Annotated in this window: 25 protein-coding genes; 16 read left to right on the plus strand and 9 right to left on the minus strand. The window is 71.2% G+C overall.

Annotated elements, in window-relative coordinates; genetic code table 11:
- The first annotated feature begins 129 nt into the window (after window positions 1-129).
- Window positions 130-1,023: a hypothetical protein gene (locus tag IEZ08_RS30440; protein ID WP_189243480.1), complete on the plus strand. Its 894-nt coding sequence runs from the start codon at window positions 130-132 to the stop codon at window positions 1,021-1,023.
- A 131-nt stretch (window positions 1,024-1,154) separates the two neighbouring features.
- Here IEZ08_RS30440 and IEZ08_RS30445 read toward each other — a convergent pair whose 3' ends face one another.
- The 3 genes from IEZ08_RS30445 to IEZ08_RS30455 all read right to left on the minus strand — a co-directional run bounded on the left by IEZ08_RS30445 (window position 1,155) and on the right by IEZ08_RS30455 (window position 4,312).
- A complete protein-coding gene (locus tag IEZ08_RS30445) occupies window positions 1,155-2,015 on the minus strand; it encodes a universal stress protein (protein ID WP_068923184.1) in 861 nt (286 codons plus the stop codon).
- Window positions 2,016-2,146: 131 nt separating this feature from the next.
- Window positions 2,147-3,496: a PepSY-associated TM helix domain-containing protein gene (locus IEZ08_RS30450; RefSeq protein WP_189243481.1), complete on the minus strand. Its 1,350-nt coding sequence runs from the start codon at window positions 3,494-3,496 to the stop codon at window positions 2,147-2,149.
- 279 nt (window positions 3,497-3,775) lie between these two features.
- Window positions 3,776-4,312 (minus strand): hypothetical protein, encoded by a 537-nt coding sequence (locus tag IEZ08_RS30455; protein WP_189243482.1) that lies wholly within the window; start codon window positions 4,310-4,312, stop codon window positions 3,776-3,778.
- 189 nt (window positions 4,313-4,501) lie between these two features.
- On the opposite strand from IEZ08_RS30455, the gene IEZ08_RS30460 reads away from it, so the two are divergent.
- The 3 genes from IEZ08_RS30460 (at window position 4,502) to ilvA (ending at window position 6,824) form a co-directional block, all read left to right on the plus strand.
- Window positions 4,502-4,804, plus strand: a complete 303-nt coding sequence (locus IEZ08_RS30460) for an ArsR/SmtB family transcription factor (RefSeq protein WP_068923181.1) — start codon at window positions 4,502-4,504, stop codon at window positions 4,802-4,804.
- Window positions 4,801-5,319, plus strand: coding sequence for an SRPBCC domain-containing protein (locus tag IEZ08_RS30465; protein WP_068923180.1), 519 nt, complete (start codon window positions 4,801-4,803; stop codon window positions 5,317-5,319). The genes IEZ08_RS30460 and IEZ08_RS30465 overlap by 4 nt, the downstream gene beginning before the upstream one ends.
- A gap of 254 nt (window positions 5,320-5,573) precedes the next feature.
- Window positions 5,574-6,824, plus strand: a complete 1,251-nt coding sequence (ilvA, locus tag IEZ08_RS30470; RefSeq protein WP_068923179.1) for a threonine ammonia-lyase IlvA — start codon at window positions 5,574-5,576, stop codon at window positions 6,822-6,824.
- Window positions 6,825-7,315: 491 nt separating this feature from the next.
- Here ilvA and IEZ08_RS30475 read toward each other — a convergent pair whose 3' ends face one another.
- Window positions 7,316-8,182, minus strand: a complete 867-nt coding sequence (locus tag IEZ08_RS30475) for an ATP-grasp domain-containing protein (protein WP_068923178.1) — start codon at window positions 8,180-8,182, stop codon at window positions 7,316-7,318.
- 215 nt (window positions 8,183-8,397) lie between these two features.
- On the opposite strand from IEZ08_RS30475, the gene IEZ08_RS30480 reads away from it, so the two are divergent.
- The 4 genes from IEZ08_RS30480 (at window position 8,398) to IEZ08_RS30495 (ending at window position 11,812) form a co-directional block, all read left to right on the plus strand.
- Window positions 8,398-9,588, plus strand: a complete 1,191-nt coding sequence (locus IEZ08_RS30480; protein ID WP_203863553.1) for an MFS transporter — start codon at window positions 8,398-8,400, stop codon at window positions 9,586-9,588.
- 218 nt (window positions 9,589-9,806) lie between these two features.
- On the plus strand, window positions 9,807-10,205 hold the full coding sequence (locus IEZ08_RS30485) for a VOC family protein (RefSeq protein WP_068928722.1): 399 nt from the start codon (window positions 9,807-9,809) through the stop codon (window positions 10,203-10,205).
- A gap of 39 nt (window positions 10,206-10,244) precedes the next feature.
- Window positions 10,245-10,583: a YciI family protein gene (locus tag IEZ08_RS30490; protein WP_068923176.1), complete on the plus strand. Its 339-nt coding sequence runs from the start codon at window positions 10,245-10,247 to the stop codon at window positions 10,581-10,583.
- 8 nt (window positions 10,584-10,591) lie between these two features.
- Window positions 10,592-11,812 carry an RNA polymerase sigma factor gene (locus tag IEZ08_RS30495; RefSeq protein WP_229803675.1) on the plus strand — a complete coding sequence of 407 codons (1,221 nt, stop codon included), beginning with the start codon at window positions 10,592-10,594 and terminating at the stop codon, window positions 11,810-11,812.
- A gap of 390 nt (window positions 11,813-12,202) precedes the next feature.
- Here the strand turns inward: IEZ08_RS30495 and IEZ08_RS30500 are convergent, their stop codons facing one another.
- The 3 genes from IEZ08_RS30500 to IEZ08_RS30510 all read right to left on the minus strand — a co-directional run bounded on the left by IEZ08_RS30500 (window position 12,203) and on the right by IEZ08_RS30510 (window position 14,613).
- Entirely contained in the window at window positions 12,203-13,429 is a 1,227-nt protein-coding gene (locus tag IEZ08_RS30500; protein WP_068923175.1) for a cytochrome P450, read from the minus strand.
- 227 nt (window positions 13,430-13,656) lie between these two features.
- Complete coding sequence (locus IEZ08_RS30505) at window positions 13,657-14,154, minus strand: hypothetical protein (RefSeq protein ID WP_189243483.1); 498 nt, start codon at window positions 14,152-14,154, stop codon at window positions 13,657-13,659.
- Between the two features lie 84 nt (window positions 14,155-14,238).
- Entirely contained in the window at window positions 14,239-14,613 is a 375-nt protein-coding gene (locus IEZ08_RS30510; protein ID WP_141703901.1) for a helix-turn-helix domain-containing protein, read from the minus strand.
- A gap of 135 nt (window positions 14,614-14,748) precedes the next feature.
- On the opposite strand from IEZ08_RS30510, the gene IEZ08_RS30515 reads away from it, so the two are divergent.
- From IEZ08_RS30515 to IEZ08_RS30535, 5 genes are all read left to right on the plus strand, one after another.
- Window positions 14,749-15,711, plus strand: coding sequence for a GlxA family transcriptional regulator (locus IEZ08_RS30515; RefSeq protein WP_189243484.1), 963 nt, complete (start codon window positions 14,749-14,751; stop codon window positions 15,709-15,711).
- A gap of 667 nt (window positions 15,712-16,378) precedes the next feature.
- A complete protein-coding gene (locus IEZ08_RS30520) occupies window positions 16,379-16,660 on the plus strand; it encodes a metal-sensitive transcriptional regulator (RefSeq protein ID WP_068923171.1) in 282 nt (93 codons plus the stop codon).
- A 153-nt stretch (window positions 16,661-16,813) separates the two neighbouring features.
- Window positions 16,814-17,245, plus strand: a complete 432-nt coding sequence (locus tag IEZ08_RS30525) for a DUF6153 family protein (protein WP_068923170.1) — start codon at window positions 16,814-16,816, stop codon at window positions 17,243-17,245.
- A gap of 102 nt (window positions 17,246-17,347) precedes the next feature.
- Window positions 17,348-17,974 carry a DUF305 domain-containing protein gene (locus IEZ08_RS30530; protein WP_189243485.1) on the plus strand — a complete coding sequence of 209 codons (627 nt, stop codon included), beginning with the start codon at window positions 17,348-17,350 and terminating at the stop codon, window positions 17,972-17,974.
- A 257-nt stretch (window positions 17,975-18,231) separates the two neighbouring features.
- Window positions 18,232-19,032 (plus strand): IucA/IucC family C-terminal-domain containing protein, encoded by an 801-nt coding sequence (locus tag IEZ08_RS30535; RefSeq protein ID WP_203863556.1) that lies wholly within the window; start codon window positions 18,232-18,234, stop codon window positions 19,030-19,032.
- 38 nt (window positions 19,033-19,070) lie between these two features.
- Here IEZ08_RS30535 and IEZ08_RS30540 read toward each other — a convergent pair whose 3' ends face one another.
- Window positions 19,071-19,442, minus strand: a complete 372-nt coding sequence (locus tag IEZ08_RS30540; RefSeq protein ID WP_229803677.1) for a BlaI/MecI/CopY family transcriptional regulator — start codon at window positions 19,440-19,442, stop codon at window positions 19,071-19,073.
- Window positions 19,443-19,646: 204 nt separating this feature from the next.
- Between IEZ08_RS30540 and IEZ08_RS30545 the strand changes: the two genes are divergently transcribed.
- From IEZ08_RS30545 to infA, 3 genes are all read left to right on the plus strand, one after another.
- Entirely contained in the window at window positions 19,647-20,231 is a 585-nt protein-coding gene (locus IEZ08_RS30545) for a DUF4396 domain-containing protein (protein ID WP_068923167.1), read from the plus strand.
- Between the two features lie 290 nt (window positions 20,232-20,521).
- The gene (locus tag IEZ08_RS30550; protein WP_218061693.1) at window positions 20,522-21,301 is read left to right on the plus strand and encodes a GNAT family N-acetyltransferase; all 780 of its coding nucleotides are present in this window, start codon (window positions 20,522-20,524) and stop codon (window positions 21,299-21,301) included.
- A 53-nt stretch (window positions 21,302-21,354) separates the two neighbouring features.
- The gene (gene infA, locus IEZ08_RS30555) at window positions 21,355-21,579 is read left to right on the plus strand and encodes a translation initiation factor IF-1 (RefSeq protein WP_068923165.1); all 225 of its coding nucleotides are present in this window, start codon (window positions 21,355-21,357) and stop codon (window positions 21,577-21,579) included.
- A 38-nt stretch (window positions 21,580-21,617) separates the two neighbouring features.
- On the opposite strand, the gene IEZ08_RS30560 is transcribed toward infA, so the two are convergent.
- A partial coding sequence (locus IEZ08_RS30560; protein ID WP_189243486.1) for an FAD-dependent oxidoreductase occupies window positions 21,618-22,157 on the minus strand: 540 nt, incomplete at its 5' end.

Here is a 22,157-nt window from a genome sequence, read left to right on the forward strand (position 1 = left end):
CGGTTTACACCCATATATTTAGCTAAATGATCACTTACCCTCTGTAGGCCAACATGTACGGATTCGATAAGAATCGCATCCGAATGATTCGCCCTCTCAGGGACGAGAGGGCCGACAGGGAGTAGTCCGATGAGGCGATGGATCGCCACCCTCAGCACCGCGGCCGTCGCCGCGATGATCACGCCCGTGCTGGCCGCGCCCGCCCACGCGGCGCAGCCGGTTCCGGCAGGCCCGGTCACGGCGCTCAAGCGGCAGTTCGCCGCCGGTCACGGCGTCAAGGTCACCCAGACGATGACGTCGGTCGATTTCTACGGCGGCTCGGCGAAGAACTCGATGACCACCCGGTACGAGCAGAAGGGCACCTATCTGTTCGGCTCCTCCAAGGTGGTCGGCTCCGACCTCACCTTCCAGTTCAAGGGCCCGGGAGGCGCCTGGGGATCACCGCTGCGGCTCATCTCGTTCCCGAAGGTCTCCTACCTGCGCGACGATGATCTTCTCGGCAATCTGCCGGAAGGCAAGGAATGGTTGCGCGGCAGCGGAGACGAGCCCTTCCTGATGTCCTTCCAGCCGGTCAACGTGCTGGAGCCGGCCACCCTCAAGCGACTGCTGGCCACCACCGCGTCCACCGGCCGCGGTGGAAGGATCGACGGAGCGCGCACCACCCTGCACAGGGGGGTCATCACCGTCGACCAGCTGTACGCGGTCTCGCCGTCGTTCCGCTCCATGGTCGGCGAGAAGCCGCGCGGAGACAGCGCCACGATGCAGGTGCGCTGGAAGCTGTGGCTGGACGGCAGGCAGCGCACCCGCCAGCTGGTCAGCGCCTACGCCGAATCCACGCAGAACCTGCGTTACAGCTCCCGCAGCGCCGTCACCGTCAAGACCAGGTTCAGCGGCTGGGGCGCGAAGGTCGCACTGTACGTTCCCCCCGCCGCCTCGGTCGCCGGCTGGGAGGACCTGCAGTTCGACGAGTCCGTGCCCGCGCGGCCGCGCCTGTCCGTCCCGGTCCCCGGACGCGGTGCCTGACACCTCACCGCTTCACCGCGCGCGCCGCCGGTTCGGGCCCGGCGACGGGACTCCTCACCCCGGCGGTGCGCGTTCGGGAGCGGCCCGGTCACCGCGCGATCGCTTCGCTGTCCACCGACTTCTGGGCGGTTCTATGCGCGCGGTGAGCGGACCACGGCCACGGCGCCGCGGGCGTGGTGCAGAACCCCGCGGCTGACCGAGCCCAGCGCCAGGGAGCCGAGGGCACCGCGGCCGTGGGAGCCCACCACGACCAGGTCCGCCTGCTCCGAGGCCGCGCTCAGCGCCTCGACCGGGTGGGCCGGGCGGACGTCCTCCACCACGGTCGCCTTCGGGTACGTCTGCCGCCATGAGGCGAGCTTGTCGGCCACGACCCGGCGCCGGGCCCGGCGGATCTCCTCCATATCGGACAGGAGCTCCGGGGCGTAGGCGTGCACCGGCAGCTGCCAGGCGTGGACCGCCCGCAGCCGGGCGCCGCGCAGCGCGGCCTGCTCGAAGGCGTAGGCGAGGGCGGGATCGCACTGCGGCGAGTCGTCGATGCCGACCACGATCTCCCCGTACGTCTCCCGGGCGCCGGAGTGGACGACGACCACCGGCCCGCGGGCGTGCCCGGCCACGTGCACGCTCACCGAACCGAGCACGGCGCCGGCGAAGCCGCCCAGACCCCTGCTGCCGATCACGACCTCGGCGGCGCTCTCGGCCTGCTCACGCAGGACCACCGCGGGCGCGCCCTCGATCACCCGGGTGGTGACCTTGATCTCCGGCTGCCGCTTGCGGGCGAGGGCCTCGGCCTCGGCCAGCACCCGCTCGGCGTTGCGGGTCAGGGCGTCGCCCCACTCCTGGGCGGAGAGTCTGGGGATGTCGTACGGCGGGCGGTCGGCGGCGAAGACGACGCGCAAGGGCGCGCGCATGCGCGCCGCGTCGTCGGCGGCCCATTCCACCGCGGCCGAACCGGCGGCCGAACCGTCGGTGCCCACGACAACGGGATCGGGCATGGCCTCTCTCCTTTACTTCCGCTTGGTCGTCCCTTCCATCCCAGCTCTCCCGCGTGAAGACATCCAGGGCCAATCGGCCCGCGATTCCAGGCTCATCAGCGCTGCCCGCCGGGGCGCGGTCCGGCACGGGGTCAGCCGGACGCCTTGATCCTGCCGAGGACGACGTCGACGGCCAGGAAGGCGAGCAGGGAGATGCCCAGCAGCGGGATGAACACCCCCACCGCGACCGCGGCCGCGCCCACGGGCAGCAGCACGGCCGTGGGCACCGTCCGCCAGGTGCCGCGCGCGTACGGCGCGGCGAACCCGCGGGTGGGGCGGCGCTGCCACCACATCCGGTAGCCCCAGAAGATCATGAAGATCAGCCCGGCCGCCAGCGCCATCAGCAGGATCTGGTTGGGCAGGCCGAACAGCACGCCCATGTGCCCGTCGATGCCCCACCGGATCAGCTTGGCCACCAGCGGGAAGTCGTCGAAGCGCAGTTCCCCGGCGATCCGGCCGGTCTCCGCGTCGACGGCGACCTGGTCGTTGCGCTGGGGCCACTCGCGGTCCATCTCCTTGACGGTGAAGGCCACGCCGGGCTCGGCCGGCCAGACGACCTCCAGCGGACCCGACAGCCCTGCGCCGGCCGCCGCGGCCACGATCCGGTCGGCATCGGCCTCGACGGAAGCACCGCCGGAGTGCCCCGCATGGCCGGAGTGGTCCCCACTCGAGGAGGACAGGGCCGGGGTGGTCCAGCCGAGCGCGGTCTGGATCTTGTCGACGTTCGCCCCGGCATAGGCCGACCAGGTCAGCCCGGTCGCCGAGAGGAACAGCAGGCCGATGGCGATCCACAGTCCCACCGAGCCGTGCCAGGACAGCGTACGGCGCAGGCCCCTGATCGTGCGGTCGGGCCGGAAGGCGCGGCGGCGGTGACTCAGCCACAGCACCACCCCGCCCAGCGCGACGGCCCACAGCCAGCTGGCGGCCAGTTCGCTGTAGAGGCGGCCGGGCTCGCCCAGCTGCAGGTGGCGGTGGAGCGTGGAGATCCAGGCGCGCACCGGCAGGGCTCCGGAGCTGCCGTAGCTTTCCAGGGTGCCGCGTACCCGGCCGGTGTAGGGGTCGACGAAGACCGCCAGCCGGGTGGACTCGGCCAGGCCCTCCACATCCAGCAGGACGCGGGTGGTCGCCCCGGGCTCGGCGGGCCGTACCGCGCCGATCGTGCCCTGCGGGTGCGCGGCCCGGGCTGCGGCGATCTGCCGGGTCAGCGGGAGCATCGCCTGCCCGGCCGGGACGGGGGCGGTGAGCTCGTGGGCGTAGACGGCTTTCTCGATCTGGAAGGAGGCGGCGTACAGCAGGCCGGTGGTGGCGGCCACCAGCAGGAAGGGCGCGACGAGGATGCCGGCGTAGAAGTGCAGGCGCAGCAGCAGGGCGCGCAGCGCGGGCCAGGTGGCGGGACGGGGCTGTTCGGCGGCGGGCGGGAGCTCGCGTACGTCAGAGGTCATGAAGGGGTTCTCCGTTTTGCGGGGACGCGCACAGGGAGATACGCATCACGGCAGGGATTCGTCATGGTCGATGCCGCCGCGGTGACCGGAGTCCTCGGGCGCGGTCACCGTGCCCGGCGGCACGGTGGCAGGCGCCCCTGGCGGACGGCACAGGCAGGTGGCACTGCGGCGCGGGCTCGGACGGCCCGCACTCGCGGCGCATGATGGACGGGCACACGGTCCGGGTCAGACGCCCGGGTCAGACGCCCGGGTCAGACGGCCCGGATCAGACGGCCCGGATCAGATGACGGAGAACCCCACCGGCGGCCCGCGCCGGGAGACGGCCGCGGCCAGCAGCCGGGTGATGAACGAGGGCCCGCTGTGCGAGGGGGGCCGCGAGACGGCGGGCCGTACGGCCGGCACCCACCCGGCCAGGAGGATGAGGACGGAGGCCACCAGCAGACGCAGCAGCGTGGCCAGCGCGCTCTCACCGCGCTCCAGCCAGTGGGCCGACAGCAGCGCCGTCACCGCGTGCGCCAGCACCATGGCCACGTCCGCGGCCAGGCCCCCGTGGGCGTGGGCGGGGAGCGGCGGCACCGCGGCCACGGAGAAGACGTGGTGCAGGCCGTACTGGGTGGCGAAGGCCGCGGCCAGCAGGACGCCCAGGCCCCGCTCCCGCCGGGCCAGCACGAACGCCCCACCCATGATCGGCGGCATGGTCCCGGCGAGGACGGCCGGGTCGACGGCGGCGCCTCCGGCCAGCACGTGCATGCCCAGCGACGCCATCGCGCACACGATCGCGAACACCGCGGCGCGCATCAGGCGGAGGACAGGCACGCCCTCATCATGACAGAAGATATCGATCGCGCCAGTTCGCGTCATGGCGGCCGGGCGGGCGGCCCGGTGCGGAGATCGGCAGACCCGGGAGCACGACCCGGTGGCAGGCCACCCGGAGGAACGATCCGGTCCTGGAAACGATCCAGCCCCGGGTTGCGAAATCATATTTCCATATGGAAATATGACCACATGAGCGCCTACGCAGCCCTGGCGGAGCCGCACCGCAGACAGATTCTCGACCTGCTGCGCGACGGCGAGCGGCCCGCCGGAGAACTGGTGGAACACCTCGACCTCAGCCAGCCCGGCGTGTCCAAGCACCTCAAAGTGCTGCGCGAGGCCGGACTCGTCGCGGTGCGCACGCAGGGCAAGCAGCGCGTGTACGCGCTGCGTCCCGAACCGCTCGCCGAGGTCGACCGGTGGCTGGAGCCCTACCGCGCGTTCTGGTCGCAGCGCCTCGACGCCCTGGAACACCATCTGGAGGAGAACCCATGAACGAAGGAACCCTGGAAACGATCGACGGCCGCCCCGCGCTGCGTTTCGAGCGCACCCTCGCCTACCCGGTCGAGCGCGTGTGGCGGGCCGTCAGCGTGCCGGCCGAGCTCGGCCGCTGGTTCCCCGCGGCCGTCGACTGGACACCGGCGGTGGGTGAGACCTTCGAGGCCGCCGGCGCGACCGTCGAGGTGACCGAGGTCGATCCGCCCCGTCGCCTGGCGTGGACCTACGCCGGCCAGCCGTACAGCTTCGACCTGGCCCCCGAGGGAGACGGTTGCCGCCTGGTCTTCGTCCACGTCATCGACGACCGCGGCATCGCGGCGCAGACCGCCGCCGGCTGGGACGCCTACCTCTCGCGGCTCGAACCTCATCTCGCCGGCGAGGACGTCTCCGAAGAGGAGGCGCACGAGCGGTGGGAGGAGGTTCACGAACGTTACGCCGAGCGCTTCGGGGTCGACCCGGCGCCGGGCCGGCGCTTCGCGGCGGCTCTGCGCGGGAACGACGGCGACGCCTGAGCCGCTCCGCCGCCGCACCGGGGTCTGCGCGGATCAGCTGATCGGATGTTCCGCGGTCCCGGCGGCCGCTCCCGGGCGGCGGGGCGGCGGGGCGGGAATCGCGGGACCCTCCGGGACCGTTGTGACTGGGGTGCTCGCCTGGTGACGGGCGCCGTTCCCGGTGATCGCCTGTTCGATCGCCGTCGTCACCACGCAGCGCCTTGTTACCATCCGTTGATCCGCCCCCTCGACCCACCGCTGTGCCAGGAGTGTGCATGACCGACCGTCTCACCGCCGCGATGATCAGCCAGGCGGCCGAGCGGTTGCGGCCGGTGGTGCGCCGTACCGCGCTGGAGCCGAACCAGCGGCTGTCCGATCTGCTCGGTGGCCGGGTACTGCTCAAGCGCGAGGACTCGCAGGTCTGCCGCTCCTACAAGGTGCGCGGAGCGTTCAACCTGATCGCCTCCCTCACGGAGGGGGAACGGCGGCGCGGCGTGGTCTGCGCCAGCGCGGGCAACCACGGGCAGGGAGTCGCGTTCGCCTGCGCGCGTCTGGGGATCGACGGGCGCGTGTACGTCCCGTCCACCACGCCCCGGCAGAAGCGCGAGCGCATCGCGGCGCTCGGCGGCGACCGGGTGCAGGTCGTGGTCGGCGGCGGCACCTACGACGAGGCGAGCACCGCCGCGCACGCCGACAGCGAGCGCACCGGCGCGATCTATGTGCATCCGTTCGACGACGTCAGGACGATGGCCGGGCAGGGCACGGTCGGCCTGGAGATCCTGGCGCAGTGCGGGGAGGCGCCGCACACCGTGGTCGTCCCGGTCGGCGGGGGCGGCCTGATCAGCGGAATCGCCGTCTGGCTCCGCGAGCACTCACCCGCCACCCGCATCGTGGGAGCCGAGCCCGCCGGAGCGGCCAGCATGCGCGCCGCCCTCGACCACGGCGGGCCTCTCGCCCTGCCCGAGCTGGACACCTTCGTGGACGGCGCCGCCGTCGGAAAGGTGGGAGGCGCCACGTTCCCCCTGGTGAAGGACCTGGTCGACGAGGTCGTCGCGGTCGACGAGGGGGCGGTCTGCACCGAGATGCTGGACCTCTACCAGACCGACGGCATCATCGCCGAACCCGCCGGAGCCCTCGCGGGAGCCGCGGCCCGCGAGCTGCTGCCGTCCTCCTCCGCAGGGCCGGTGGTCTGCGTGGTGTCGGGCGGCAACAACGACGTCAGCCGGTACAACGAGGTGCTGGAGCGCTCGCTCGTGCACATCGGGCTGCGGCACTACTTTCTGGTGACCTTCCCGCAGCGTCCCGGTGCCCTGCGCCACTTCCTGGACGAGGTCCTGGGCGAGGGCGAGGACATCATCGCCTTCGAGTACGTCAAGAAGAACAACCGCGAAACCGGCCCGGCGCTCGTCGGCATCGAGCTGGAGCGGGCCGGTCACCTCGACAGCCTCCTGTTCCGGATGAAGGCCAGCCCGCTCACGGTTGAACGCATCCCGCCCGGCTCGCCGCTGTTCACCTTCCTTCTCTGACCTCCCGCGCCACGGCGCGCCCGGCGACGTCCTCATCCGGCCGGGTTCCGCGGCGAGGCGGGGAAGACGACGATCAGCACCTCCCCAGGTGAGATGGACCCTGCCCCTGCCCTTGGCCAGGAACTCGCCCGAGTGGTCGAGACCGCTGTGGCCCTCTTCCCACGCCTGGATTCCGCCTGTGCTCACCCACATGGCGGCCCGGACCCGCCGTACCGTCGTCCGGCAGGTCGCCGAAGTGCCGGTGCGCGTAGCACAGGTACATCAGCTGCCGGTCCTGCGGCTCGACCGCCGCGGCTCCCGGAGGGCCGTTCATCCCCATGAACATGGGGCATCCACGCTCCTGCGCGGGATCCTGCGGCAACGGAGCGGAGCCGCTGAAGTGCGGCACCGCCAGGGCGAACAGGAGCACCGCCATCCCCAGGGCGACCCACCAGCGTGGACGGCGCAGTCCTGGCACAGCGGATCAGTGATTCCTTCCCAGGGCGGAAACCCTATCCCTCGACCGTGAGCAGCGCATCAGCCAGCACCCCGGGATCGGCCGTGGCCGGCCAGTCGCTCACCTGCCCGTCACCCGCCTCGATGACCCGCCAGAGCCCGTCGGCCCGCCGTACCAGATCGGTCGTGACGAACCGGGCGCCGAGGCTCCGCACCGCCTCGCGCACCTCACCCATGATCCCAGGCTGCTCGACGGCCTCATCGGGACTGTCGGGGTGCGGCCCGGCGAACACCGCTTCCCCGTCCACCCACCACACCCGCACCTGGGCCCCGGTGAAGCGCTCGAACCGCCGGATCACCAGGCCACCGGTCAGGTCCTCGCCCTGCAGCTCGACGAAGCGCGCGGCGACCCGTTCCAGCGCGTCCAGGCCGGGCGCGTAACACGCCTCCGCCCACTCGTGCTTGCGCGACTTCACATAGTCCTTGACCACGAAGCCCGCCTCCCCCAGCCCGCCCGCCGGCCGGGTCAGCCGCTCCCCGGACGGCGCACGCTCACCCGGCGCCATCGGCACCACGGCCGTGCGCGGGGTCAGTTCCCGGAAGCAGTCCAGCCAGCCGGGCAGCTCATGGGCTCGGCGGTAGGCGCGGGCGTCGGTGAGCAGGCGGCATCCTCTGGCCCGTGACGCCTCCTCCAGCGCCGCGTACTGCTCGGAGCGCACCATCCAGCCGCGGTACCAGACCGGGCCGAACCCGTCCGGCACCCGCGCCACCGCCTCCTCGGCCCGGCCCGCCACCAGAGCGTCATGATCGATCAGCGCCAGGCGTCCTCCCCTGTCCCGTACGGCCAGTGCCTCCGGCGCGAAGTGCGGATCGACCCGCCGGGGCCGGAGCGGATCGGCGCAGAACAGAAAGCCCACGGTCATGATCCATGAGGATACGAGCCTTGCGTACCGGTCTCACCTGGATATCCGCTCACCGTGAAGGGGATCAGGAGCCGGTGGGCACGGCGACGGGTCCGCCGTGAGGTGCTCAATTCGCGTTGCCCCTGGCGGGGATGGGACCGTAAGGTCCTTGGACTGTGATGCGGAGGGTAATCGGGCGGTTTGTGCCCGAACGGCTGGGGTCATCGTTCCGATGGTTGCTGGGATCGAGCTGGGTGACCAACTTCGGCGACGGCGTGGCGATGGCTGCGGCGCCGCTGCTCATCGCGTCGCTGACGCGCGACCCGTTCCTGATCTCCCTGGGGGCGCTGATCGGCTGGGCGCCGCCGCTGGCGTTCAGCCTCTACGCGGGGGTGCTGTCGGACCGGCTGGACCGGCGGCGGATCGTGCTGACGGCCAATGCCGTACGGCTGGCGATCCTGGCCGGGCTGGTCACGATGATCGTCACCGGGACCGTCACCGTGACCTGGGCGCTGATCGCCCTGGCGCTCATCGGGATCACCGAGGTGTTCGCCGACAACACCACCTCGACGCTCACCCCGATGCTGGTCGCCCGCGACGATCTCGCGGTCGCGAACGCCCGGCTGCAGACCGGGTTCCTCACCCTCAACCAGCTGGCCGGACCGCCGTTGGGCGCGCTGCTCTTCACCGCGGGGGCGACCTGGCCGTTCGCCGGGCAGCTCCTGCTCGTCACGGCCGGGCTCGTCATGATCTCCCGGGTCACGCTGCCGCCGCACGGGCGGGAGAACGGCGCCGGCGGCGCGGGCCTCTGGCACGACCTCAGGGAAGGGATCGGCTGGACGGTCCGGCACGCCGCCGTACGGACTCTGGCTCTCACCATCCTGATCTTCAACATCACGTTCGGCGCCGCCTGGTCGGTGCTGGTCCTCTACAGCCTGGAACGACTCGACCTCGGCCCGATCGGCTTCGGCCTGCTCACCACGATCAGCGCCATCGGCGGGCTCATCGGCACCTCCCTCTACGGGGCGATCACCCGCCGGTTCAGCCTCGGAGTGATCATGCGCGTCGGACTGATCCTGGAGACGCTCACCCATCTCGGTCTCGCGCTCACCACCTCCCCATGGGCAGCCTCGGTGATCTTCTTGATATTCGGCGCGCACGCGTTCATCTGGGGCACCACGTCGGTCACCGTCCGCCAGCGAGCCGTCCCGGCCGAGCTGCAGGGCCGGGTGGGCAGCGTGAACACCATCTGCGTCTTCGGCGGCCTGGTCGTCGGCTCGCTCATCGGCGGGACGCTGGCCGCCCGGTACGGCGTGACCGCCCCCTTCTGGTTCGCCTTCGCCGGCTCCGCCGTCTTCGTGGTGGCGCTCTGGCGCCAGCTCATGCACATCACCCACGACGAACCCGAGGCCGCCTTGAAGGGGTGACCCCGGCGGGGTGCAAGAGGGTCCCGGCGCGGTTTAAGCGCAACAATCTTCATCGGGGTGTCGTATCGGCCTGACCGCGAATCGTCTTGCTGGTGAAGGCCCGTGAGCAGGCCGCCCGGCAGGGTGACGGACGAGGAGACCACCGTCCGATCACCGCGCCGGAGCGGCGGTCCTCATCGAGCCGGGACAGATCGACGATCCCTGGAATGGAGCAGGTCATGAATCCGACGCTGAACACCGTCGACATCGTGGTGTCCGACATGCAGGCCGCCATCGCCTTCTACGCCCGCCTCGGGCTGGAGTTCAAGCTCGACCCGGACACCTCCGAGCACGCCTCCTGCGACCTGCCGGGCGGGTTGCACCTGATGCTCGACAGCGAGGCCCTCCGCACCCCGTTCCTGCCCGGCTGGAGCGCCCCGGCCGGTGGCCCGCGCGCCCTGCTGTGTTTTGAGTTCGACTCCCCGGCCGCCGTGGACGCCAAGTACGCCGAGCTGACCGAGGCCGGCTACCGCGGGCTCGCCGAGCCGTTCGACGCGTTCTGGGGGATGCGCTATGCCACCGTGACCGATCCGGACGGCACCGGCATCGACCTGTACGCCGCCCTGCCCGCCACCTGACCCCCGAGTCCGGCACCGCAACGCGTGAGGAGAACGCGCATGAAGTACGTGCTGATGTTCGTCGAGACCGAGCAGTTCGCCCGGGACCTGGAGGCGATGGACGAGGCCGGGCGGGAGGCGGCGTACGAGGCGGTGGGCCGCTGGTTCGCCGAGCACGCCGACAAGATCACCCATCACACCCACCTGCACCCGGTGCACACCGCCACCACGGTCCGGCTGGGCGGCGCGGAGCCGATCGTCACCGACGGGCCGTTCGTGGAGGGCAAGGAGGTGGTCAGCGGGTTCGCCGAGGTCGAGGTGGCTGATCTGGACGAGGCGCTGGCGCTGGCGCGATCCTGGCCGGCGTGCCCGGTGGTGGAGATCCGTCCCGCTTCGTGATCGGCGGGGTGAGCGAGAGCAGAGGCGTGGACGAGCCGGCGACGCACGAGGCGCTGGCCCTCGTGGTGCGCGAGCACGCGGGCCGGCTGGCCGCATCCCTGATGTCGCTGCTGGGGGACTTCTCCGCGGCCGAGGACCTGGTGCAGGACGCCGTCGAGATCGCCCTCGAGCGCTGGCCGCTTGAGGGCGTCCCGGACCGGCCGGACGCCTGGTTGTTCACCGTGGCCCGGCGGCGCGGTCTGGACGTGCTGCGCCGCGAGTCGACCTACCGGGCCAAGCTGGCCCAGCTGACCTGGCCGGTGCCCGCCGAGCCGGACGACCGGCTGCGGCTGGTCTTCACCTGCTGCCACCCGGCGCTGTCACGGCCCGCGCAGATCGCGCTGACGTTGCGGGTGGTGTGCGGGTTGAGCACCGCGCAGATCGCCGCGGCGTTCCTGGTTCCCGAGGCCACCGTGGCCCAGCGGATCACCCGCGCCAAAAAGAAGATCGCCGAGGCCGGAATCCCGTACCGCATCCCGGCGGGCGAGGAACTGCCGGCGCGGCTGGAGCAGGTGCTGGCGGTCATCTACCTGCTGTTCAACGAGGGATACCTGTCCAGCACCGCCGAGCGCGCCCAGGCGCGGGACCTGGCCGACGACGCCGAGTGGCTGGCCGCGCTGCTGGCGAACCTGCTGCCCAAGGAACCGGAGGCGGCCGGGCTGCTGGCGTTGATCCGGCTGCACCGGGCGCGCGGCGCGGCCCGCTTCAACGCCGACGGCCGCCTGGTGCTGCTGGCCGACCAGGACCGCACCCGCTGGGACCGCAAGGTGATCGAGGACGCCATCGCGTTGCTCACCCGTACGGCCCGCACGCACCGGCGGCCGGGGCCGTACCAGCTGCAGGCCGCCATCGTGGCCTGTCACGCCGAGGCCGAACGGTTTGAGGACACCGACTGGCGGCAGATCGTGGTGCTGTACGACCTGCTGCTGGCGCTGGCGCCGTCCCCGGTGACCCGGCTGCACCGGGCCGTCGCGGTGCGCTACGCCTCCGGTCCGGAGGCGGCGCTGGCCGAGCTAGAGCAGCTGGGTGGGGTGCTGGAGCGCTATGCGCTGCTGCACGCCACCCGCGCCGAACTGCTGCGGGATCTGGGCCGCCATGCCGAGGCACGCCAGGCCGATGGGCGGGCGCTGGAGCTGACCGCCAACCCTGCTCAGCAGGCCCTGCTGGAAGAACGGCTGCGCTGGGACTGAACCGGCTCCTCGGCGGTCAGATGCTCGACTTGGCCGTGCGGACTGCGGCACGGGATGAGCGTCCCTTCCTGCACATGACCGAGGTGCATACCGGCGCAATCGCTCTTTGGGAGCGGGTGGGAAAGACCCGGTGGATCGCCCTGCCCGACCACGGCAGGCGGAAGGCGAACAGGTGGCACTCGGTCAGCACGCCCAGGCGGATCCGCATCTCACCGAAGTCGACCTCGGAGCCGGGACGGGAGATGAACGGTTTACCGGGGTCCAGCCGCGATCCGGGTGGAGGTGGTTTTTCTACAGATTTGTGCTGATCGGTGATTTCCGGAGGGAGACGCGGTGCAGATCCCCTTCCCCGGAGGCGAGGGGTCTCCCCTGTCGTCCGGCGGGGTGGGGTCAGCTCCAGGCGACCGGGAGCGTCACCGGGCCGGTGACCGCGCGGTCGGCCTTGTAGGCGATGCTGTCGGCGGGCACGGCCAGCCGCAGGCCGGGGGCGTTGCGGACGAGCGTGTCGATCGCGATCACGATCTCCTCGTGGCCGAGGTGCTGGCCGACGCAGCGGTGGGGGCCCCATCCGAACGTCAGCGGCTGCCTGGCGAACCGGCGGGCGAAGTCCATGCGGTAGGGGTCGGGGAACACCTCCCGGTCGTAGTTGGCGGCGTCATGGCTGGGGATGGCGATGTCGCCCTCGTGGAGCCGGGCTCCGCTGGGAAGGGTGATGTCCCGGGTGACGTAGCGGGGCATGCTGTCGGCCGCGGAGCTGGAGAACATACGCTCCAGCTCGCGGGCGGCGCCGGGGACCGCCTCGGGGTGATCGACGAGGTAGGCGTACGCGGTGTCGTGGGCGTCGTACGGGCGGATCAGCAGCTGGTGGACGAACGCCGCGACGGAGGAGGCCGTGGTCTCCCATCCTCCGACGATCAGGGAGATCGGCAGCATCACCTCCCGGGCCTCGGGCAGGTTCGCCGCGGCGATCTGCGACAGCAGGTCGCCGGTCGGCTGCTCGCGCCGCTGCTTCAGTAGCTCGCCGAGGTAGCCGAACATCGTCAACAGCGCTTGTCGCGCCTCGGCGGGGTCGTCATGGCTGGTACCGAGGAAAGGCCGGCTCCACCGGAGGAAGTCCGCGCGGTCCCCCGGGGGGACGCCCAGCATGTCGCTGATGGTGCCCATGGCCACGGGCAGCGCGAACGCCTCCAGCAGATCCGCCGGTTCGCCCCGCTCTCTCATGAGGGTCAGCTGCGCTTCGGTGCGCCGCCGGATGCCGTCGGTGAGCGCGGCGACGTTCTGCGGGCCGAAGGCCCTCTTGATCGGCTCGCGCAGCTCACTGTGGTCCTCGGCGTCCAGGCCGAGAAGGGTGTCGGCCAGGCCCTCGACGGGGTCGGCGCCGGCGGCCGCAGCCCGGCTGCGGGAGAACACCGGGTTGCGGGACACCTCCACGACGTCCGCGTAGCGGGTGACGAGCCAGGCCTCGACATCCCTCCCGGCGAGCCGCACCCTGGCGACGCCGGTGTCGGTTTCGTCGCGGATCCTGTGGTACTCGCCGTTGAGTTCCGGGCCGGGCCGGTTGACGCCGTCGTCGTCCAGGTCGAACGGGTGGATCGGACAGGTGCCGTTGGTGGACATCAGAGGGGTTCCTTTCCGGCTCCATCCCGCCGACCTTGCTGACGCCGGACCCGGATACCGTCGTACGGCTTGTCATCCCGACCTGACCGCCTCGGGGCGTTGCGAGAGTAAGCACGCTCATCCGCCGGTGTCCAGTTATCCGCCGGTGTCCAGCGGGCATCGCCGCACCGCCCCGCTTCCGCCCGGCGTGTCCGGCGTGCCCGGCGTGCCCGGCGCCTCCAGATCCGTCAGCCGCCGCCGCTCACGGTGAAGAAGGGGCCGTCCTCGGCGCTCGGCGCCGGACCCTGACAGCCGGGATCACTGAGCGGCAACGCCCTCACGTCCCAGCTACGCGAGAGGAACCAGACCCATCCGCCCGTCGGGAAACGACGGACTTCGGGATCCGACAGGTCCGGTGGAGACGGGGGGTTCTGCTCGGTCCCCCGGAGCCAGTAGCGGAGCCTCACGCAGTATCCCGGTCCGATGTAGACACCTGCGGTGCTCGGATAGCCCGAAAGCCGCCCGGGCGGGATCAGGTCGTCGTAATAAGGATGATGCTTGTACTGGCCGTCCCTGTACTGCACGGCGCCGATGCTGATCGTGCTCGTATTGCGGACCTCGGTGGCCGCGACCGAGGCCTCCGACGCGGACGGCGTCAGACTGGCGAGGAGTGCGGCCGCCAGGGCGGTGGCGGATGCCCATGCCATTTTCTTCATTTCTCCCTCTCGTGCTTTCTGATTTTGCACCGGGCATTCCCGGCACGATGCCGTCCCTCCCGACCTGCAACCCGGCCCTGTGGATCGCGGTTCCTTTTCCGGGACAAAGAACAGCTACTGCTGGAAAGGTATTCTTTCGCCCCCATGGCAACCAGGGCAGTGACCGGCCATTTCGCGGACTTTCAATTCCTTCTCATTCTGCGCGCACAGTTCGAATACGCAGGGCCTCAGGGCCGCCGCGGTGAGCTGCGCCCGTTCCCGCGTGTCCAGGCCCAGCGCCTCGGCCAGCAACCGGATCGACGCGTTCCGGGGGCGCCCCACGGCGTCGCCTTCGAGCCTGCGGATGGTGCGTACGTTGACGCCCGCCCGGTCGGCGAGCTGCTCCTGGGTCAGCAGTGCCCGGTCACGCCAGGCCCGGATGAGCCTTCCCAGGCTCCGGTGCTCCTCCTCGGGATCGTCCCGGCCGTCCTGTCGTCCCCTGGTGGACATGACACTCCCCTCGTCGCTCCCCCTCGTCCGAGTCGTGGTTCGACTGTCCAGGGGGTCGGGCGGGCGCGCCAAGGGCGGCATCGGGACATGTCCGGAAACTTGGACTCCCCGTCCTTTGTGACATACGGTCGCGTCATGACCCGACGGCGTGTGGTCATGGTCGGTTACCAGGCCGCGGAGCTGCTGGACATCGCGTGCGTGACGTCAAGCCTCGTGATGGCGAACCTCCACGGCGGCGCCCCGCTCTACGACGTCCTCCTGGCCACTCCGTCGGGTCTGCCCATCACCTGCGCGAGCGGGCTGACGCTCCAGGGACAGCTGGTCCTCGAACGCGTCACCGGACCTCTGGACACACTCGTGGTGGCAGGGGGGATCGGGCACGAGGCGGCGGCCGCCAACCAGTCGATCGTCGGTCACATCCGTCGCCTGGCACGGGAGAGCCGGCGCATCGCGTCCGTGTGCACGGGTGCGACCGTGCTGGCCGCCACCGGCCTGCTCGACGGGCGGCGCGTCACCACCCACTGGCGGTACGCGCACGTGCTCGCCGCCCGCCATCCGGAGGTCGTCGTCGACTCCGCGCCGATCTTCATCCGTGACGGCGAGGTCGTCACGGCCGCCGGCGTCACCAGTGCCCTGGACCTGGCCCTCGCCTTCATCGAGGAGGACCACGGCACCGCCCTCGCCCGGGAGGTGGCCCGCTACGCGGTGACCTACCTGCAACGGCCCGGCGACCAGGCGCAGATGAGCATCTTCACTCAGGGCCCGCCGCCCTCGGACGGCCTGGTCAAACGGGTCGTCGATCACATCACCGGCCATCTGGACACCGACCTGACCCTGGCCGCCCTGGCCGACGGCGCGGGGGTGAGCCAGCGCCATCTGACCCGGCTGTTCCTCAGACACCTGGGCCAGACTCCGGGCCGGTTCGTACGCCGGGCCCGCGCCGAGGCCGCCGCCCACCTCCTGACCTCCACCGCGCTGCCCATGACCGCCGTCGCGGCCCGTTGCGGTTTCGGCACCGTCGAGGCGCTCCGCCAGGCGTTCGTCGACCGGTACGGCGTCCCGCCGTCGCACTACCGCCTGGCCCGGACCCCCGTGTAGTCAGGCCGGATCAGAAACGTTGTCCCGGCCGGTTCACGATCCTGGCTTCGAGCTGCGCGGGCAGGTTCACCGTGCCCGCCTTGAAGGTCTCCGTACCGCCGCCGGCCCACTCGTAGGTCCGGTCCTTCAGCCGCGTCGAGTTGGTGCCCAGATACCGGAAGGTCCGCGGATCCAGGACGAGATGGTCCCGTACCCCGGCGGCGGCGAAACTCCTTGATCGCTCTCATGGCAGCTCCTCGTCCCCGAGCACGTTCCTGGCCTTCCTCCGCGCACGGTGTCAGCTGTGACCGTACGGGCCCCACCGGGATGTCCAGCGCCCCCGCCAGCTCGCGGTCCCCGCCCTGCGCCGTCACCCGGCGCGTCACGGTGTCGGCCGGCGCCTCGGGGAGAGGGTCCGTCCCGGTACGGCTCAGCGCCCGCAGCAGCCGCTCCTCCTGCCGCCGATGTCTGGCGATCAACGTGGCGGAAGACCGCCGGGAACGTCTCGGCCACGATGCCGTCGGCGGCCTGAGTGCCGAGCCGCCGGGCCGCGTACAGGTGGATCTGCCATGCGTTCGGCCGATCCCGACGCCTTCACCCGGTGACGACGAATTCCACGGAGGCGAAATACGGTAGGGGGGTATAGTGTTGTCATGGTGGACCGGGCGGAGACGACGGGAGGCGGGACATGGCCGGATACAGCCACGACAAGGATGACCACCTGCGGCGGCTGCGCCGCATCGAGGGGCAGGTGCGCGGCCTGCAGCGCATGGTCGACGAGGACAAGTACTGCATCGACATCCTGACCCAGGTCTCGGCGGCCAACCGGGCCCTGCAGTCCTTCGCCCTGGCCCTGCTGGAGGAGCACATGGCGCACTGCGTGGCCGACGCCACCGCCAGGGGCGGTGCCGAGGCCGAGGCCAAGGTCAGGGAGGCCGCCGACGCCATCGCGCGCCTCGTCCGCTCCTGACCGCCCGGCCGATCGGCCCCGACGAGACGCGGGGCGATGCGGCGTGGACCCGTCACCGGCGGATCCGCCTCAGAGGGGCGCTCCGGACCGTCTACGATGGCGCGTCGTAGAATGGTCGGGTCAACGGCCCGGTTGCCGGCGCGAGGGGGGACGATGGACGGCACTGTCCGGCGGCCCGCCACGCGTGCGGCGCGCTGGCTTCTCCTTGTCGTCCTGGCCCTGGGCGTCGCCGGGATGCACACGCTCGGACATCTCGGTCACGAGCGCGGGCACAGCGGCATGACCGTCCCCGCCGTACACGCACCGGCCTCCGGGCACGGCGGGGCGCACGAGCACTCCACCGCGGTGATCGATGGCACACGGTGGGTCCCGGCCCTCGACGGCATGCCGGTCGGCTTCGATCCGACCTCGGTCTGCCTGGCCGCGCTCGCCTCGCTTCTCCTCGCCGCCGCCGCGGCTCTGACGTGGGTGCGGCGATCCCGCGAAGCCGGGACCCGGGGTGCTCAGCCGGCCCCGTCCGCCGCCCGGCCTCCGCCCCGGCGCACGGCTCTGCGTCTGGCGAGTCTTTCGGTGCTGCGCATATAGGCCGACTCCTCCGGCGGGCGGTGTTCACACCCTGCCCGCAGACGGTCACGCACAGCAACGACAGACCGGAAAGAGCCAGAGATGTTCACCGATCGATTCACTATGCCCCGGATCGCACTCACCGCCGCGGCCGGGATCGCCACCCTCGGACTGCTCACCGCCTGCGGCGGCCAGGAGCATTCGACGGCCGGCCCCGGGCACTCGGCGGCCACCCACGGCACCACGAGCGGCGGCGCTCCCGCGGCCACCTCGAACGCGCAACCGTCGGCCTCCTTCAACGACGCCGACGTCACCTTCGCCCAGATGATGATCCCGCACCACGAACAGGCCGTGGAGATGGCCAGGCTCGCCGAGACCCGCGCCGCCGATGCGGAGATCAAGGAACTGGCGGCGAAGATCCAGGCCGCCCAGGACCCGGAGATCGCCACCATGACCGGCTGGCTGACCACCTGGGGCAAGGCCGCCGCGCCCGAAGACGGCCACGGCGGTCACGACATGCCGGGCATGATGACCGAGCAGGACATGGCCAAGCTCCAGCAGGCCGAGGGCGCCGCCTTCGACCGCATGTTCGCCGAGTTGATGATCGCCCACCACAGGGGCGCGATCGAGATGGCCAAGACCGAGCAGGCCCAGGGCGCCAGCCCCGAGGCCGTACAGCTGGCCAAGACCATCGAGGCCGCCCAGCAGGCCGAGATCGAGCAGATGGAGAAACTCCTCAAGCGGCTCTGAGCCGTGTCACGGCCGGTGACGCCCAGGCCCGGACGCGGTCCGGGGGTCACCGGCCCGGACGGTCATGGGAACGATCGGGGGCGCTTCCCCTCGGGGGAGCCGTCCGAAAGGGGGTTCCCCGCACGGTGGGAGGAGACGTGCGCGTCGGCCGCCCGGCGTCTGCGTGACTCATGATCCGAGCGATGTGCAGCGCATCCACGGTGATGTCGCACAATGATTCGCGGACAACGCCGTCCGTCATGCGAGGAGTTCCGATCGTGTCCCACCCGCCCGCCGAGGCCGTCACCCTGATCGAGTCCCTGGCCGACTACGGCGAGCGCTACCGGCTGCAGATCGGCCTGAGCGCCGACGGGGACTGGGTCGCCGCCGACCGGCTGCTGGATCCCGCCTCCGAGGAGCTGACCCGGGTGCTGGAGGCCGAGCGGCTGGCCAGCGGGCAGGTGTCGGCGCACGCGACGGCGCTGACCGTGATGGCGGTCTACGCCGGCACCGTGACGGCTCCCGCGCTGCTGGCCTGGGCGTTGTACGGCCGGGTGCTGGACGTCCGGCCGCCGAACGTGGCGCTGACGCTCGACGACCACCACGGGTTCGGCGCGGTCGCGCTGCGTCGGCCGTACCTGGACGACACCTCGGGCATGTCCGCGGGCGAACGGCTGAAACTGCTTGTCGGTCAGATACTCGACGGGCACCTGTTCCCGCTCGCCGAGGCGCTGCGGGCCCGCAGCCGCGCGGGCCGCAGGCAGCTCAACGGGGGCATCGCCCAGGGGTGCGCCGCGGCCTTCGGCGTCGCGAGCAGGGCGCCCGGCGCCGATGTCGATCTGCTGGAGCGCGCCTACCGGGAGTTCCTCGCCGCCTGCCCGGCGGAGCTGGGCAGCCTCGGTGAGATGGTCAGGCTCGCCGAGGACGGCAGGCAGGGCCTGTTCTACCTGCGCCGCACGTGCTGCCTGTTCTACACCGCCGAACACGGTGAGAAGTGCGCCAGCTGCTGTCTCGACAGTACGGCCGACCGCATCGCGAACTACCGCCGGGTCCTGTCCGGCAACCCTGCCCCGCACTGATCCGATCGTGCACGCCGCCGACGGGGCCGCAGCGACGATCATCCTCGCTCCCCGAACGGGTAGACCCTGAGCGCGGCCTCCAGCGCCTGCGCCTCCCCCGGGGTCAGCCGCTCCAGGAAATGCACCAGCGTGGCCGCCTGGTTGCCACCGGAGACCAGCGTGGCGCGCATCAGCTCGGCGGTGTAGGCCTCCTTGCTGGTCACCGTCTCGTAGACGTAGGCCCGGCCGACCTGCTCGCGGCGGAGCAGTCCCTTGGTGTGCAGTTTGTCCATCACCGTCATGACGGTGGTGTAGGCGATCTCCCGGTCACGGCGCAGGTCACCGAGCACGTCCCGGACCGAGGCGGGCCTCCGATACGACCACAGGCAATCCATGATCGCGGACTCCAGGCCTCCCAGGCCACGCACCATGTGTGATTTCCCTCCACCCGTGGACGTTCTGATACTACCGACCGTCGTAGACACCCTCCAGATCCTCGCGACCTTCCCCGGAGAGCATGGCCGGAGTGGATCGGCCGCCTCCCGTCGGCCCTTCGGTGAAGCCCGGTTGCGTTATACCCCTAGGGGGTATAACTTGAGGGTGTCAGCCATGAACCGCCGGAGAAGGAGAGAGCGATGTCCGAACCGACGCACCACCTGGACCACGCTCGACGCGAGGAGAACCACCGCCACGAAGGACACGGGGCGGACCACCACCACGAAGGACACGGGGCGCACGGAGGACACGCGCACGGAGGACACGCGCACGGCGACCACCCGCAGAAGACGACCTGGCGGACGGCGGCCTCGGCCACTCTGCACTGCCTGACCGGCTGCGCCATCGGCGAGGTCCTCGGCCTGGTCATCGGCACCGCGCTGGGCTGGTCCACCGCGCCCACCATCGTCCTGGCCGTCGCACTGGCCTTCTTCTTCGGCTACCTGCTCACCCTGATCCCGCTGCGCCGCGCCGGAGTGGACTGGGGAACCGCGATCAAGCTCGCCCTGGCCGCCGACACCGTCTCCATCATCGTGATGGAGGTCGTCGACAACGGCGTCATGCTGGTCATCCCCGGCGCGATGGACGCCGGCCTGACCAGTGGCCTGTTCTGGGGCGCGCTGGCCTTCGCCTTCCTGGTGGCCTTCCTGGTCACCACCCCGGTCAACAAGTGGATCATCGGCCGGGGCAAGGGCCACGCCGTCGTCCACGCCTACCACCACTGACTCCCGTCCCGCCGGAGAAGGGCCGGAGCCTGGATACGGGATCGGCCGCCTCGACGGCCGCACGGAAAAGAGCTGGACGGAAAAGAGCTGGACGGAGCGACGTTCGCGACGGTAATGTGCCGCGAACCGTGACAGGCCGCGAGGAGGTGAGACCCGTGAACGTTGAGTCGATGTGGGTGCTCCCCCTCGCAGTCACGGCCGAGCGGCTGACATAGGTGTCGCCGGGAGCGCCTCGACAAGGCAATCCCGAAAGGCGGCAACCAATGGATTCAGCGCGTTCCACCCCAGGCATGGACGACCATGCCGTAGCGATCACGCGGGTCGCGGAGACGCAATGGCACGCCGTGGAGGACGACCTGACGGTCGGTCGCGGCTACACCTCGCGCAGGCCCGACGGGCGGATGTTCCTCAGCATCGACGCGTGGCACGGCGCGGCCTTCGACCGGCTCGCCGACGCCATGCTGGCGGACCTGCCGAAGCCGCTGTACACGGTGATCGACGAGGCGGACCTCGATTCGGCGGTGAAGTGGAAGCGATCCGGTTTCACGACCCGGCGCCGCGAGTGGGAGTACCTCGTACCCACCGATCCGCAGATCACGGGGCTCGGTTCAGCGCTACCGCCGGCGGGCGTGACGATAGTGGCCGTCGGCCGGGCCGAGAAGGGGCCTCTGCTCGCACTGGATCGCGTGATTCGCGATGAGGTCGAGGCCACCGTCGGATGGCGGGAGATGCCCGCCGAGGTGCCGCCCCACCCGGACGGCGTCACCACGACAGACCCGTCGGAGTACGCGGTGGCGGCGCAGGCCGGCGAATACGTGGGACTGCTCCGGGTGACGACGGTGTCCCGGCGGCCACGGTGCAGGCGGATCAGGCTGATCGCGATCCGGTCCGACCGGCGGCGCCGCGGCATCGCCCGGGCGCTGCTCGCCCATGTGCTGGGTTCGATGCACCGCTGCGGGATCGAGACGGCATGGGCTGATGTCAACGAATCCAACGAGGCGGCCGTGGCGCTGTTCGAGGGCGTCGGCGCCCGGCGGGCGAGCAGCAACCTGGAACTGGTGCTGCGCTGACGCCTCCCGTCACCGCGCGACCTCACAGGCACCGACCGGACAGGGAAGAGAACATGGCGAGAACATCAGAGGGCATCGAAGTCGAGGGCACCGTCGTCGAGTGTCTGCGCAACGCCACCTTCAGAGTGGAACTCGAGAACGGGCACAGGGTGCTGGCGCACATCAGCGGGAAGATACGGAGGAACTACATCAAGATCTTGCCGTACGACCGGGTGCTCGTGGAGCTCAGCCCGTACGACCTCACCCGCGGCAGGATCCTCTTCCGTTACCGGACGTAGCGGCGGCCGACGGGTGCGGGCCCCGCGCGGCGGAGAGATCAGGCCTGGAGCCTCAGCTCCACCGACGGGACCCCCAGCAGGCGCTTGGCCTCGCGGATGCCGGAGGTGAAGGCGCCGTCGGCGTCGATGAGGACACCGAGCGTCGTCTCCCGCCCGCTCCCCGCGGCGCCGCCCGGAGCGGTGAGTTTCACCGCGGCGTCTTCGAAGCTGGCCGCGCTGCGGATCAGGCTCGACCGGAGCGAGCTGCGCACCCGCGCGCCTCCCTCGCCCACCAGCGCGACCCCGGCGATCAGGTCGTCCAGGGTGTAGGGCAGCCGCGGGATGCCCGCCCGCTCGCACAGCCGGGTCAGCGGGTTGCCCCGGGGGTCGTGGATCCACGCGGCGCCCAGGTCGATGTCGCTCCCGCCGATCTCAGCGGTGCGGATCCGCCCGCCCAGGCGATCTCTGGCCTCCATGACCAGCGCACCCGCACCGGCACCTGGCGGGACCGGATCCGGGCACTGTGCCAGGCCCTGCGGCAGGTCGCCCACGCCCATCCACGACTGTTTCCCTACCTGGCCTCCTATCCCGAAAGCACC

It is taken from the genome of Planobispora rosea (assembly GCF_014648175.1).
In the GTDB taxonomy this organism is placed as follows: domain Bacteria; phylum Actinomycetota; class Actinomycetes; order Streptosporangiales; family Streptosporangiaceae; genus Planobispora; species Planobispora rosea.